The following is a 14,539-nucleotide window of genomic DNA, read 5'->3' as shown; positions in this document are numbered from 1 at the left end:
AGCTCGGCCCGGATGGCGGCCCCGTCGGCGTCCACCGCGGTGGGCACGGCGATCTGGCCGATGGCGATATCAGGGTCCTTGAGGCCGTGGCCGGTGAGCACGCACACCACGGTGGAGCCGGCGGGGACGCCCACCTTGAGCAGGCCGGCGACGGACGCCGCCGAGGCGGGCTCGCAGAACACCGACTCGTAGCCGGCCAGGAACCGGTACGCCTCGAGGATCTCCTCGTCGGTGACGGCGCCGATGCCCCCGCCCGACTCCGAGGCGGCGGCCGTCGCCCCGTACCACGACGCCGGCTTGCCGATGCGGATGGCCGTGGCGACCGTCTCGGGGTTCTCGACGGGATGGCCCTCGACGATGGGAGCCGCGCCGGCCGCCTGGAACCCCATCATGGCGGGCAGCTTCGACGAGTGGCCCGCCTCCCGGTACTCCAGGTAGCCCTTCCAGTAGGCGGTGATGTTGCCGGCGTTGCCCACGGGGATGAAGTGGTGGTCGGGGGCGTCGCCCAGGGCGTCCACCACCTCGAACGCCGCCGTCTTCTGGCCCTCGATCCGGAACGGGTTGACCGAGTTCACCACGGTGACCGGCGCCGTCTCGCCGAGGTCGCGGACGATGTCGAGGGCGACGTCGAAGTTGCCGCGGACCTGGAGGACCTTGGCGCCGTGGATGAGCGCCTGGGCCAGCTTGCCGAGGGCGATGTGCCCGGCCGGGATGAGCACCGCGCAGGTCAGGCCCGCCCGCGCCGCGTAGGCGGCGGCCGACGCCGACGTGTTGCCGGTGGATGCGCACACGACCGCCTTGGCCCCGTCCTCCACCGCCTTGGAGATGGCCATGGTCATCCCCCGGTCCTTGAACGACCCCGTGGGGTTGAGCCCCTCGTACTTGAGGAACACCCGGGCGCCGACGCGGTCGCTCAACCGGGGCGCCGGGATGAGCGGCGTGCCGCCCTCGTGGAGCGTGACGACGGGGCTGGCGGCGGTGACCGGCAGGAACGACCGGTACTCCTCGATCACGCCCCGCCACGCCGGCCGGCCGGGGGTGGCGCTCACTCGGGCCCCACCACCCTCAGCAGGCTGCCGACCCGCTTGACCGCGTCCAGGTGGCGCAGGTCGTGGAGCGTGGCCTGGACGTCGCGCTCGCGCGCCCGGTGGGTGATGAACACCAGCCGGGCCTCGTCGCCCAGGCCCTCCTGCTCCATGGACCGGATCGACACGCCGTGCTCGCCGAACACGGTGGCGACGGCGGCCAGCACGCCGGGCCGGTCGACCACGTCGAGGTTGAGGTAGTACTGCGACGACAGCTCGTCGATGGCCCGGAACCGGCCCTGGCGCAGGGTGCCGGTGCGCCCGCTGCTCCGTGAACGCAGGTTGTGGGCGGCGTCCACCAGGTCGCCCAGCACGGCGCTCGCCGTCGGCAGCCCGCCCGCGCCCCGCCCGTAGAGCATGAGCTCGCCCACCGCCTCGCCCTCGACGAACACCGCGTTGAACGAGTCCCGCACCGACGCCAGCGGGTGGGTGACGGGGATCATGGCCGGGTGGACCCGCACCGCCACCGCGTCGTCCACCTTCTCGACGATGGCCAGCAGCTTGACGACGTAGCCGAGGCGGCGGGCCACGTCGATGTCGCCCGGGGTGATGCCGCTGATGCCCTCGCGGTAGACGTCCCCGGCGACGACGTTCACCCCGAAGGCGATGCTGGCCAGGATGGCGGCCTTGGCCCCGGCGTCGAAGCCCTCGACGTCGGCGGTGGGGTCGCGCTCGGCGTACCCCAGCCCCTGGGCCTCGGCCAGGGCGTCGCCGTAGGAGGCGCCGTCCTCCGTCATGCGGGTGAGGATGTAGTTGGTGGTCCCGTTGACGATCCCCATGATGCGGGTGATGCGCTCGCCCGCCAGCGACTCGCGGAGGGGGCGGATCAGGGGGATGCCGCCGGCGACGGAGGCCTCGTAGAGCAGGTCCACGCCGGCGGTGGCGGCCGCCTCGAACAGCTCGGCGCCCACGTTGGCCAGCAGCTCCTTGTTGGCGGTGACCACCGGCTTGCCCTGCTTCAGCGCCGCCAGAACCAGCTTGCGAGCCGGCTCGATGCCGCCGATCAGCTCGACCACGACGTCCACGTCGGGGTCGGACACCACCGACTCGGCGTCGTGGGTCAGGCAGCCGTCGGGCAGCTCGACGACCCGCTCCCGGGCCACGTTGCGCACGGCCACCCGGCGGACCTCGAAGCGCAGGCCCGTCCGGTGGGCGACACCGTCGGCGTCGCCGGTGAGGAGCTGCACGAGCGCCCCGCCGACGTTGCCGCAGCCGAGCAGGCCGATGCGGACGGGTTGGAGGTCGGGGGCGTCCATCCTCGAACGGTAACCCCGATGGCCGGGCGGGGGGAACGTGGCGGGATGGTCCCTTGCGACGGCTCTGGCGGCCATATCGTGGTGTCAGGACCATGGGGAGGCGTTCGGGCATGACGCTGGAGACGCTCGCTCCCGGCGACCGGGTCGTCACCGGTCCCGACCGACGGCTGGTGGACGGCCTGTGCGTCCTCGCTGCCACCGCCGGTGTCGCCACCCTGGCCGTCGCCGTCGCCGCGTCCGACCCGGCCTGGGGCCACCTCGGGCGCTCGCTCCTGTTCGGCGTGGGCGTCGCCGCTCTCCAGGTCGTGCCGCTGCGGGTGTCGCACGAGGGCCAGGGCGAGAACCTCAACCTGGAGGAGGCGTTCATCGTCCCGATGGCCCTCTACCTCACGGCGGCGGAGACGCTGACGGTGCTCGGCCTCGCCGTGGTCGTCGGCGAGGCGTGGCACCGGCGGGGCTGGTTGAAGGGCATGTTCAACGCCGGGGTGATGGTGTGCGCCGCCGGCCTCGGGGTGGGGGCCAGCCGCCTCATCGGGGCGAGCGCCGGGGACCTGAGCGACGTCGGGCTGGCCGGCGCCGCCGTGGGCGCCCTGGTCTACTCGGCCGTGTCGATGGTGCTCGTGGCGGGCGTGATCGCCACCGTCCAGCGGACGCCGTTCACAGACGTCGTGCGCGACGGCCTCGAGGTGCGGCTCGTCACCTGGACGACGTCCATCGCCCTCGGCGTCCTCCTGGCCGCCGGCCTCGAGGACCGGCTCTGGCTGATCGTGGTGATGGCGGTGCCGTTCTCGATGTTCCAGGTGGCGTTCGGCCGGGCCTTCAGCTCGTTCAACGAGCGACGCGACATCGAGCGGCTGTACGAGGCGGCCGGCTCCATCCGGTCGAGCATGGAGCCCGAGCAGGTCGTGACGGCCGTGCTGACGTCGGCCCGTCGGCTGCTCGACGCCACCGAGGCCCGGCTGGTACCCATCGGGACGGAGCCGGCGCCCGGCGCCCTGCGTGCCGAGGTGAGCCCCGAGGCCGCCGTCGAGGTGACCGCCCGGCGCGCGGGCGATGCGTGGGAGGAGAACGACGAGGGCCTGCTGCGGGCGCTGGCGTCGGTCGCAGCCAGCGCCCTGGCCAACGCCACGCTGTTCGAGCGCCTGCGCGCCGTCACCAGCAGCCTGGCCGAGGGCGTCGTCTCCCTGGACCCCGCCGGCGTGGTCACGTTCGCCAACCCGGCGGCCGAGCGCATGCTCGGCCTCGGGGAGGGCCGGCTGACGGGGCGGCCGCTGCACGACGTCGTCCACGCCCACCCGGGCGTCCACGGCCCCTCGCCGCGGGACTGCAACCTGGCCGCCCGGCTGGCTTCGGGCGGGACGTGGAGGGACGACGACGACACCTTCGTCCGGGCCGGCGGCGACCCGCTGCCCGTCGCCGTGTCCGCCTCCCCGGTCCTGGTGCGGGGCCAGGCCAGTGGCACCGTCATGGCCTTCCGGGACATCACCGAGCGCAAGGCCCTGGAGGACCAGCTCACCCACCAGGTCTTCCACGACTCGCTCACCGGGCTCTCCAACCGGGCGCTGCTGGCCGACCGGCTGGAGCAGGCCCACCTGCGTGCGTCCCGGAGCCGGTCGCCCTACGCCGTGCTGTTCATCGACCTGGACCGGTTCAAGGTGGTCAACGACAGCCTGGGGCACCACGCCGGCGACCAGCTGCTGGTCGGCGTGGCCGAACGCCTGCGGGCCAAGGTCCGGCCCGGCGACACCTTCGCCCGCTTCGGGGGCGACGAGTTCGTGATGCTGCTCGTCGACATGGGCGACGACTCCGACGCCGAGGGCGTCGCCCAGCGCATCCTCGACGACCTGGCGGCCCCGTTCCACGTCCAGGGCCGCGACGTGCCGGTGTCCGCCAGCATCGGCGTGGTCGTCGGCCACCCCGGTCACACCAGCGCCGAGCAGTGCCTCCGGGACGCCGACGTGGCCATGTACCGCGCCAAGTCCAAGGGCAAGGCGCGCTACGAGGTCTTCCGGCCGGGCACGGAGGCCGAGGAGACGGCCCGCCTCGACCGCGAGCTGGCCCTCCGGCGAGCCATCGAGCAGGGTGAGCTGGCGGTCCACTACCAGCCGGTGGTCGAGGTGGGGACGGGGGCCGTCGCCGGGGTCGAGGCGCTCGTGCGGTGGGACCACCCGGTCCACGGGATGGTGGCGCCGAGCGACTTCATCCCGCTGGCCGAGGAGACCGGCCTGGTGGTGCCCCTCGGGCGGTTCGTCCTGGAGGAGGCGTGCCGCCAGCTGAAGGCGTGGACCGACGAGGACCCCGCCCGGTCGCACCTGGTCGTCGCCGTGAACCTGTCGCCGCAGCAGTTCCGCCTCCCCGACCTCACCGAGCAGGTGGCGGAGGTCCTCGCCGCCACCGGCCTGGACGCCTCGCGCCTGTGCCTGGAGGTCACCGAGAGCGCCATGATGGCGGACGCCGACGCGGCGACCGTCACCCTCAAGCGCCTGAAGGCCCTCGGCACCCGGGTGAGCATCGACGACTTCGGCACCGGCTACTCGTCGCTCGGCTACCTCAAGCGGTTCCCGGTCGACTACGTGAAGATCGACCGCTCGTTCATCGGCGAGCTGCGCGACGGCGACGTCGACACCGAGATCGTGCGGGCCGTGATCCGGCTGTCCGCCGCCATCGGGATGCGGGCGGTAGCCGAGGGCGTGGAGACCGAGGGCCAGCTGCGGGCGCTCCGGGAGCTCGGGTGCCCGCTCGTGCAGGGGTACTTCCTGGCCCGGCCCCAGCCGGCCGACCAGGTCGTCCACCGCCTCTCGTAGCGCGCGACCCGCTCCGAGCGACGCGAACGAACGAGGTCGAAGCGCTACGGGCGGTCGAGGCGGAGCAGGTCGTCCAGCGTCTCCCTGACGACCACGACCCGGGCCCGGCCGTCGCGCACGAACAGCACGGGCGGGCGGGGAACCTTGTTGTAGGTGGATGCCATGGAGTGCCCGTAGGCGCCGGTGACGGGTGTGGCCAGCACGTCGCCCACGGCCAGGTCGGCGGGCAGGCAGGCGTCGCGCACGAGGACGTCCCCCGACTCGCAGTGCTTGCCGACCACGGTGGCCATGAGGGGCCGGTCGGCGCCCGTGCACCGGGGCAGGAACGCCTCGTACCCGCTGCCGTAGAGCACCGGCCGCGGGTTGTCGCTCATGCCCCCGTCGACCGCCACGTACGTGCGGATCCCGGGCAGGTGCTTCACCGTGCCCACCCGGTACAGCGTGACGGCCGCCGCCGCCGCGACGGCCCGCCCCGGCTCGGCCGTGACCCGCGTGCCGGCAGGGACGCCGGCGGCCGCGCAGGCGTCCCTGACGGCCGCCGCCCACGCCGTGATGGACGGCGCCTCCTCACCGGCCACGTAGGCGACGCCCAAACCCCCGCCGATGCACAGCTCGGGCAGGCCGAGCGGCGCGAAGAAGGCGGCCAGCACCTCGACGGCCTTGTCGAACGACGCCAGCAGGAACACCTGGCTGCCGATGTGGGCGTGCACGCCGACCAGGCGACCGGGCGCGTCGGCGCCGGTGAGGCGGGCGACGGCCTCGGCGGCGGCCCCGCTGGCGACGCTGAAGCCGAACTTGGTGTCCTCCTGGCCCGTCCGCACGTACTCGTGGGTGTGGGCCTCGACGCCCGGCGTCACCCGCACCAGCAGGTCCGCCCGCCGGGCGCCGGCGGCGACCAGCCGCTCGAGGCGGGCCACCTCGTCGAACGAGTCGACGACGATCCGTCCCACGCCCGCCTCCAGGGCACGGGCCAGCTCGTCCTCCGACTTGTTGTTGCCGTGGAGGACGAGACGCCCGGCGGGGACCCCGGCGGCCAGGGCGACGTGCAGCTCGCCGCCGGTGGACACGTCGATGCACATCCCCTCCTCGGCGACCAGGGCGGCCATCGCCGTGCACAGGAACGCCTTCGACGCGTACGCCACGCCGTCGCCGAAGGCGCCGACCGCTTCGCGGCAGCGCCGGCGCAGGTGCTCCTCGTCGTAGACGAACAGCGGCGTGCCGTGCTCCTGCGCCAGGCCCAGGACGTCGACGCCGCCGATGGACAGGCGGCCGTCGGCACCGACCTCGGCGGTGAGCGGCAGGAGCGACGGCGGGAGGGGGGGGATGGTTTTGACGCTACCTTTCGGTCCCCGCGACGAAGGGACCCGCATGGCCGACCCGATCGACGACCTCAAGCCCCGGTTCGCCCGGGCCATCGAGGCGGCCTTCGGTCCCGAGCACGCCGGCACCGACCCCGTGCTGCGCCGCTCGTCCTCCGAGCGCTTCGGCGACTACCAGGCGAACGCGGCGATGGCGCTGGCCAAGTCGGTCGGGCGCAACCCCCGCGAGGTGGCGGCGGCCATCGCCGAACGCCTCGACGTCGCCGGCGTCGCCGGGCCGCCGGAGGTGGCCGGCCCCGGCTTCCTCAACCTCCGCCTCCTCCCCGAGTACCTGTCGGCGGCCGTCGGTGCCCTGGCCGGCGACCCGCGGCTCGGCGTGGGTCCGGCGGAGCGGGCGCAGACGGTGGTGGTCGACTACTCGTCGCCCAACGTGGCCAAGGAGATGCACGTCGGCCATCTCCGCAGCACGATCATCGGCGACGCCATCGTCCGCGTCCTCGAGCACCTCGGCCACCGGGTCGTCCGCCAGAACCACCTGGGCGACTGGGGCACCAACTTCGGGATGCTCATCGAGCACCTCGACGAGGTCGGTGCCGAGGCGGCCGCCGAGCTCTCGGTCAGGGACCTCGAGTCCTTCTACCAGGAGGCGAAGCGCAAGTTCGACAGCGACCCGGCGTTCGCCGAGCGGGCCCGCCTGCGGGTGGTGGCGCTCCAGGGCGGGGACGAGGACGCCCGGCGTGCGTGGCGGCTCCTCATCGACCTGTCGACGGCCTACTTCTCGACGGTCTACGGGCTCCTGGGCGTGCGGCTCACCGACGACGACATCGCCGGGGAGAGCTTCTACAACGCGATGCTCGCCGACGTCGCCGAGGAGCTGGAGAGCAAGGGGCTGGCCGTGGTGGACGAGGGCGCCCTGTGCGTCTTCCCGCCCGGGTTCACCGGCAGGGACGGGAAGCCGTTCCCGCTGATGGTCCGCAAGAGCGACGGCGGGTTCGCGTACGACGCTACCGACCTGGCGGCCCTGCGCTACCGGGTGTGCGAGCTGGGCGCCGACCGGGTCGTCTACGTGGTCGACGCCCGCCAGGCCCAGCACTTCGCGCTGCTGTTCGCGGCGGGCGAGATGGCGGGGTGGCTGGGCGACGGCCGCCGGGCGGAGTTCGTCCCCTTCGGCACCGTGCTCGGGCCCGACGGCCGCCCGTTCAAGACCCGGGCGGGTGGCACGGTGAAGCTCATCGCCCTGCTCGAGGAGGCGGTGGAGCGAGCCGACGCCGTCGTCCGCGAGAAGAACCCCGAGCTCGACGCCGAGACCCGCCAGGAGGTCGCCCGCCAGGTGGGCGTCGGCGCCGTCAAGTACGCCGACCTCAGCAACGACCGGCTCAAGGACTACGTCTTCGACCTCGACCGGATGCTGGCCATGGACGGGAACACCGCGCCCTACCTCCAGTACGCCCACGCCCGCATCTGCTCCATCTTCCGCAAGGCCGCAGAGGTCGGAGCCCAGGCGGCGACCTCGGCGGTGACCGTGACGGCGCCGGCCGAGCGGGCCCTCGCCCTGCACCTCCTCTCGTTCGAGGGGGTGGTCCGGAGCACGGCCGACACGCTCCAGCCCCACCGCCTGTGCACGTACCTGTTCGAGCTGGCCGGCGCCTTCACCACCTTCTACGAGCACTGCCCCGTGCTGCGCGCCGACACGGAGGAGCAGCGTTCGTCACGGCTCGCCCTGTGCTCCCTCACCGCCCGGGTGCTCCGCCAGGGCCTCGACCTGCTCGGCATCGAGGCTCCCGAGCGGATGTAGCGCCGACTGCGTCGAGTACATGACAGCCCATTGCATCGGGACCGGTCTGCGTTCGTCGACCGCACGTCTCTGGTCCCCGGGCGCCGGCGTGCGCAAGGCTCGGTACGAGCTCGGCGGATGTCGCCCGCCGTAGACGACGCGACGACGAGGACGGCGGCCACGCGCTCGATGGTCGTCGGACCTGATCAGCGGTGGGCGCCCGCGGAACCGAGTTCGGGGGTCAACCCCGTCGGGCCGCGAGTGGGCCGCTGGTGCCGCCGCCCCGGACGGCGTCACGGTCGAACTGGGCGGCCTCGGTGGACCCTTCGAGCGCGAGCGTCGCCGTCCGGCCGCCGGCGACCACGCTCGCCACCCGGTCGAAGTAACCGGCCCCGACCTCACGCTGGTGGCGGGTCGCCGTGTACCCCTCGGCCTCCATGGCCAGCTCTCGTTCCTGGAGCCCGACGTACGCCGACATGTCGGCCTCGGCGTACCGGGAGGCGAGCTCGAACATCGAGGCGTTCAAGGCGTGGAACCCGGCCAGGGTGATGAACTGGAACCGGTACCCCATGGCGCCGAGCTCCTTCTGGAACCGGGCGATGGTCGTGTCGTCGAGGTGGCGCTTCCAGTTGAACGACGGCGAGCAGTTGTAGGCCAGCACCTTGTCGGGGTGGTGGGCGAGGACGGCCTCGGCGAAGCGGCGGGCGTCGTCGAGGTCGGGCGTGGAGGTCTCGCACCAGATGAGGTCGGCGTACGGGGCGTAGGCCAGCCCGCGGGCGATGGCGGACTCCATGCACGCCCGCGTCGCGAAGTAGCCCTCGGGCGTGCGCTCGCCGGTGAGGAACCGGTGGTCCCGCTCGTCCACGTCGCTGGTGACCAGCTCGGCGCCGAGGGAGTCGGTGCGGGCCACGACCAGGGTCGGGACGCCGGCGACGTCGGCGGCCAGGCGGGCGGCGACGAGGGTCCGCACGTGCTGGGACGTCGGCACCAGGACCTTGCCGCCCATGTGCCCGCACTTCTTCTCCGACGCCAGCTGGTCCTCGAAGTGCACCGCCGCCGCGCCGGCCTCGATCATCGCCTTCATCAGCTCGAAGACGTTGAGCGGGCCGCCGAAGCCGGCCTCGGCGTCGGCCACGACGGGCACCATCCACCGGCGCGACAGCGACCCCTCGGCCCACTCGATCTGGTCGGCCCGGCGCAGGGCGTTGTTGATGCGCCGCACCATCGACGGGACGCTGTTCGCCGGGTACAGGCTCTGGTCGGGGTAGACGTGCTCCGAGAGGTTGGCGTCCGCCGCCACCTGCCAGCCGCTGAGGTAGATCGCCTGGAGGCCGGCCCGCACCATCTGCACGGCCTGGCCGCCGGTCATGGCGCCCAGCGCGTGCACGTAGTCCCCGGTGTTTAGCAGCTCCCACAGCCGGGCCGCCCCGGCCCGGGCCACCGTGTGGTCGACCGGCATCGAACCCCGCAACCGGACCACGTCGGCCGCCGCGTAGTCGCGCCGGACGCCGGACCACCGCGGGTCCGCGGCCCAGGCCCGCTCCAGGGCGGCCCCCTCGGTGCGGAACCGGTCGTCGCCGTTGTGCACGTCGCCTCCTGACGTTCGTCGTGTCGGGGCCGTCAGCCGAGGAGCCGGCCGGCGGGAAGGGTGAGGAACTCGACGAACGGGTCGTCGAGGGCTGCGGAGAGGAACAGGGCCCGGGCCGCCGCGAACGGGCGGGTGACGAAGTCGTGGCCGCCGACGGTGGCGCGGAGCCGGTCCATCTCCTCGTCCGCCAGGTGGGTGACGAGGTGGCGGGTGACGACCTGGCCCTCGGCCAGCCGGACGCCGTGGTGCACCCACTGCCACACCTGCGATCTCGAGATCTCCGCCGTCGCCGCGTCCTCCATGAGGTTGTCGATGGCCGCCGCTCCGACGCCCCGGAGCCACGACTCGAGGTACCGGATCCCGACGCTGACGTTGGTGCGCAGCCCCTGCTCGGTCACGTGATCGCGGCAGATCCCCACGCGCAGGAGGTCGTCGGCCGTGACATCGACGTCCTCGCGCGTGCGGCCCAGCTGGTTCGGCCGGTCGCCCAGCACGCCGTCGAAGACGTCGCAGGCGACGGGGACGAGGCCGGGATGGGCGACCCACGTGCCGTCGAACCCGTCGCCCGCCTCCCGGACCTTGTCGGCCCGTACCCGGGCGAAGGCCTCCTCGTTGGCGGCGGGGTCACGGGGGTTCGGGATGAACGCCGCCATGCCGCCGATGGCGTACGCCTTGCGGCGGTGGCACGTGCGCACCAGCAGTTCGGTGTACGCCCGCATGAACGGCACGGTCATCGTCACCCACGACCGGTTGGGGAGCACCAGGTCGGGATGGCTCCGGAACTTCTTGATGACGCTGAAGATGTAGTCCCACCGACCGGCGTTGAGGCCGGAGGCGTGGTCGCGCAGCTCGTAGAGGATCTCGTCCGTCTCGAACGCGGCGGGCACCGTCTCGATGAGCACGGTCGCGCGGGTGGTGCCGTGCGGGATGCGCAGCTCCTCCTGGGCGGCGGTGAAGACGTCGTTCCACAGCCGGGCCTCGAGGTGGCTCTCCAGCTTGGGCAGGTAGAAGTACGGGCCCGAGCCCCGGTCGAGCAGCTCCCGGGCGTTGTGGAAGAAGGCCAGCCCGAAGTCGAACAAGCTGGCCGGCACCGGCTCGCCGTCGACGAGGACGTGGCGCTCCTCCAGGTGCCAGCCCCGGGGGCGCACCACCAGCGTGGCCGTCTCCTCGTTCAGCCGGTAGGTGCGGCCGGGCGCCTCGAAGGTGATGGTGCCCCGGACGGCGTCGCGGAGGTTGGCCTGGCCGGCGACGACGTTGGCCCACGTCGGCGACAGGGAGTCCTCGAAGTCGGCCATGAACACGCTGGCGCCGGAGTTCAAGGCGTTGATCATCATCTTGCGGTCGGTCGGGCCGGTGATCTCGACCCGGCGGTCGAGCAGGTCCTTGGGCGGCGGCGCCACCGTCCAACCCTGCTCCCGGATGGGGCGGGTGGAGGGCAGGAACCCGGGCCGCTCGCCGGCGTCGAAGCGGGCCTGGCGCTCGGCCCGCAGTGCCAGCAGCCGCCTGCGCTCGGTGCCGAAGCGCCGCTGGAGCAGGGCGACGAAGTCGAGCGCCGCCGGGGTGAGGACGTCGGCCTCGGCCGGCTCGCCCGTCCCCCGGATCTCCACCCTCCCGGTCTCCGCCACGGTCGTCACGTGCCCTCCTCCGCTCCGGCCGCTCGGTCCGCCGCCGGTGCAACTTCGTCGCTTCCTGCGGTTATCGCAGATCCGCCTACCTCGATCACGGATAAGATCAGATGAACTTTCGATGTACGGCGAGAGAGAGGAAAGTTCTTCATGGCCACGGCCAGCGCCGAGACGCTGATGTTCGGGCAGCGCCTGCGTCACCTCCGCCGCAGTCGCGGGCTCACGCTCGACGCCCTGGGCGAGAAGGTGGGCAAACCGGCGCCCTACCTGTCGCTGGTCGAGAACGGGCGGCGGGAGGCCCGGCTGTCGCTGATCGAGGGGCTGGCTGCGGCCCTGGGCGTGACGGCGTCGGAGCTCCTCAGCGGTCAGCCGCCGTCGCGTCGGGCGGCCCTGGAGATCGAGCTCCAGCAGGCCCAGGAGGACCCGCTGTACCGCTCGCTGCGGCTCCCCTACCTGAAGCCTTCGGCCCGCGTCCCCGACGACTTCCTCCACCACGTCGTCACCCTCTTCCACGCCCTCGAGGAGCGGGCCGCGGCGGCGCCGGCGCCCGAGGCGCCCCGCCTGGCCAACGCCGAGGTACGGGCCGAGATGCGCTCACGGGACAACTACTTCGCCCACATCGAGCGGCTGGCGGGCGAGGCGCTGGCGGCCGTCGGCTACGACGGCAGCGGCGCGGTGGCCGAGCGCACCCTCTCCGACCTCGTCGCCCACTTCGGATTCGACCTGCGGCGCGTGCAGGACATGCCCGTGTCCACCCAGGCGGTCGCCGATCTTCGCCACCGCCGCATCTACATCCACCAGCGCAACGCCCTGCCCACGCGCGTGGCCCGCTCGGTCGTCCTCCAGACGCTCGGCCACTTCGCCCTCGACCACGGCGAGCCGGCCGGGTTCGGCGACTTCCTCCGCCAGCGGGTCGAGGCGAACTACTTCGCCGGCGCCGTGCTCGCACCCGAGCGCCCGGCCGTCGAGCTGATGAGCCGGGCCAAGCGGGAGGGCGACCTGTCTCCCGAGGACCTCAAGCAGGTGTTCTACATCTCCTACGAGATGGCCGCCCACCGCCTCACCAACCTGGCCACCCACCACCTGGACGTCCCCGTCCACTTCGTGCGGGCCGACGACGAGGGCGTCGTCTGGAAGGCCTACGAGAACGACGGGATCCCCTTCCCCACCGATGCGGCCGGCGCCATCGAGGGCGAGCGAGTGTGCCGGTGGTGGGGCACGCGGCAGGCGTTCGGGTCGCTCGACCGCTTCGCCGTCCATGCCCAGTACACCGACACCCCGGCCGGGCGGTTCTTCTGCTCGACGAGCGTCGAGATCGACCGCCACCCGAACGAGGCGATCAGCATCGGCACCACGGCCGCCGCCGCCCGCTTCTTCCGGGGCCACGAGACCACCAACGAGGCGGAGTCAAGGTGCCCGGACGGGCCGTGCTGCCGTCGCCCCGAGCCCGAGGCGGCGGCCCGCTGGAACGGGCGGGTGTGGCCGTGGGTGCGCGTGCACCGCTACGTCATGGCCGCCCTGCCGCCGGGCGTGTTCCCGGAGGCCGACGCCAGCGAGGTGTACGACTTCCTCGACCGCCACGCGCCGGTCACCGGCTGACCCGGCGCGCGGTCCGGGCGGTGCGGAGCCTGCCGGCACCGCTTCTGGCACCAGGAATCGACACCATGGTGCCGATTCCTGGTGCCAGACCCGGGGTGCGGGCGGTGCCGACGGTGCCGGCGTGCCGACCGTGCCGGCGGGCGGGGTCCTCAGCTGGCGGGGCCGATCAGCTCCTCGACCCGCTGGAGGAGGAGCAGGGGGTCGAACGGCTTGGTGAGGTACCCGTCGGCGCCGCTCTCGTCGCCGGCTCGCAGGTCCGCCTCCTGCGCCTTGGCGGACAGGAGCATGACGGGGATGTCCGCCGTGTCGGGATCGGACTTCAGCTCCCGGGCCACGTCCAGCCCGCTCATCTTCGGCATCATGATGTCGAGCACGACGATGTCCGGCCGCTCCGCCCGCGCCCGGGCGAGGCCTTCCAGCCCGTCGCTGGCCACCAGGACGGTGTAGCCCTCCATCTCGAAGTTCACCCGGAGGAGCCTCTGGATGACAGGGTCGTCATCCACCACCAGAACCGTCGCCACCGCAGCCATCCTAGGCGTCGCGGGCCGACCGCCTAGGATTGGGAGGCCCGCCCTCGTAGCTCAGCGGATAGAGCATCGGCCTCCGGAGCCGGGTGCGCAGGTTCGAGTCCTGCCGAGGGCGCCACATTCGGAACGGTGACCGTCGCTACTTCGACGGGACGAGGGCGGCCACGGCCACGCCCTTGTCGGCGGCCGAGCCGAGGAAGCGGGCGTCGCCGAAGGAGAACACGCCGCCGTCGGTGGCCACGAACCGGTAGCCGGCGCCCGAGGGCGTGGCCACCATGGCGGTGATGGGCCGGTTGAGCGTGAGCGCCCCGGTCGAGCCGTGGAACGGGGCGTCGCCGAAGGCGAAGATCCCGCCGTCGGAGGCGACCAGCCAGTAGCCCCGGCCCGACGGCGTGGAGGCCATGCCCACCACCGGCTTGTTGAGCCTGATCGCCCCCGTCGAGCCGGAGAACCGGGCGTCGCCGAAGGCGAAGATGCCGCCGTCTGAGGCGACCAGCCAGTACCCGTCGCCCGAAGGGGTGGCGGCCATGCCGACGATGGGCTGGTTGAGCTTGATCGCTCCCGTCGACCCGAAGAACCGGGCGCCGCCGAAGGAGAAGATGCCGCCGTCGGACGCCACCAGCCAGTACCCGTTGCCCGAAGGGGTGGCGGCGATGCCGACGACAGGCCGGCTGAGGGCGAGGGTGGCGGCCGAGCCGTGGAAGGCGGCTGCCCCGACCGTGTGGATGCCGCCGGCGGAGGTGGCCACCCAGGCGCCCGACCCGTCGGGCGTCGCCGCCGCGCCGACCACCGGCTTGGCCGGGTCGACGGGAAGGGCCGCCGTCGAGCCGGTCGCGCCGGTCTCGCCGAAGGTGAAGGTCCGCCCGTCGATGCCCACCACCCGGTAGCCGCCGGGACCGGCGACCGCCGGCGCCGACGGGGCCGGCGGTCGCCGGTCCCGGCGGCTACCGGGTGGTGGGCAT

General features: G+C 73.2%; 10 protein-coding genes and 1 tRNA gene. 4 read left to right on the top strand and 7 right to left on the bottom strand.

Features of this window, described 5'->3' with window-relative positions:
- Both thrC and VM242_00965 read right to left on the bottom strand, forming a co-directional pair.
- Positions 1-1,049, bottom strand: a 1,049-nt coding sequence (gene thrC / locus VM242_00970) for a threonine synthase (protein HVM03718.1), incomplete at its 3' end; no start/stop codon positions are given.
- A complete protein-coding gene (locus VM242_00965; protein HVM03717.1) occupies positions 1,046-2,341 on the bottom strand; it encodes a homoserine dehydrogenase in 1,296 nt (431 codons plus the stop codon). The genes VM242_00965 and thrC, both read right to left, overlap by 4 nt.
- 110 nt (positions 2,342-2,451) lie before the next feature.
- On the opposite strand from VM242_00965, the gene VM242_00960 reads away from it, so the two are divergent.
- Complete coding sequence (locus VM242_00960; protein ID HVM03716.1) at positions 2,452-5,145, top strand: EAL domain-containing protein; 2,694 nt, start codon at positions 2,452-2,454, stop codon at positions 5,143-5,145.
- A gap of 44 nt (positions 5,146-5,189) precedes the next feature.
- On the opposite strand, the gene lysA is transcribed toward VM242_00960, so the two are convergent.
- Positions 5,190-6,515 (bottom strand): diaminopimelate decarboxylase, encoded by a 1,326-nt coding sequence (lysA, locus tag VM242_00955; protein HVM03715.1) that lies wholly within the window; start codon positions 6,513-6,515, stop codon positions 5,190-5,192.
- Between lysA and argS the strand changes: the two genes are divergently transcribed.
- Entirely contained in the window at positions 6,514-8,259 is a 1,746-nt protein-coding gene (gene argS, locus VM242_00950) for an arginine--tRNA ligase (GenBank protein HVM03714.1), read from the top strand. The two genes, lysA and argS, sit on opposite strands and share 2 nt — an antisense overlap.
- Positions 8,260-8,479: 220 nt before the next feature.
- Here argS and aceA read toward each other — a convergent pair whose 3' ends face one another.
- Both aceA and aceB read right to left on the bottom strand, forming a co-directional pair.
- Complete coding sequence (gene aceA / locus VM242_00945) at positions 8,480-9,826, bottom strand: isocitrate lyase (protein ID HVM03713.1); 1,347 nt, start codon at positions 9,824-9,826, stop codon at positions 8,480-8,482.
- Positions 9,827-9,858: 32 nt separating this feature from the next.
- Positions 9,859-11,460, bottom strand: coding sequence for a malate synthase A (gene aceB / locus VM242_00940; GenBank protein HVM03712.1), 1,602 nt, complete (start codon positions 11,458-11,460; stop codon positions 9,859-9,861).
- A 141-nt stretch (positions 11,461-11,601) separates the two neighbouring features.
- Between aceB and VM242_00935 the strand changes: the two genes are divergently transcribed.
- Positions 11,602-13,050, top strand: coding sequence for a helix-turn-helix domain-containing protein (locus tag VM242_00935; protein ID HVM03711.1), 1,449 nt, complete (start codon positions 11,602-11,604; stop codon positions 13,048-13,050).
- A 149-nt stretch (positions 13,051-13,199) separates the two neighbouring features.
- On the opposite strand, the gene VM242_00930 is transcribed toward VM242_00935, so the two are convergent.
- Positions 13,200-13,571, bottom strand: a complete 372-nt coding sequence (locus VM242_00930) for a response regulator (GenBank protein ID HVM03710.1) — start codon at positions 13,569-13,571, stop codon at positions 13,200-13,202.
- A gap of 49 nt (positions 13,572-13,620) precedes the next feature.
- Here VM242_00930 and VM242_00925 point away from each other — a divergent pair.
- Positions 13,621-13,695, top strand: a tRNA-Arg gene (locus VM242_00925).
- 21 nt (positions 13,696-13,716) lie between these two features.
- Here the strand turns inward: VM242_00925 and VM242_00920 are convergent.
- Positions 13,717-14,539, bottom strand: an 823-nt coding sequence (locus VM242_00920; protein ID HVM03709.1) for a hypothetical protein, incomplete at its 5' end; no start/stop codon positions are given.

The sequence above is a fragment of the Acidimicrobiales bacterium genome (assembly GCA_035540975.1).
Classification (GTDB): Bacteria; Actinomycetota; Acidimicrobiia; order Acidimicrobiales.
The sequence above is the reverse complement of the archived record's forward strand: the minus strand, read 5'-3'. Positions and strand labels throughout refer to the sequence as shown.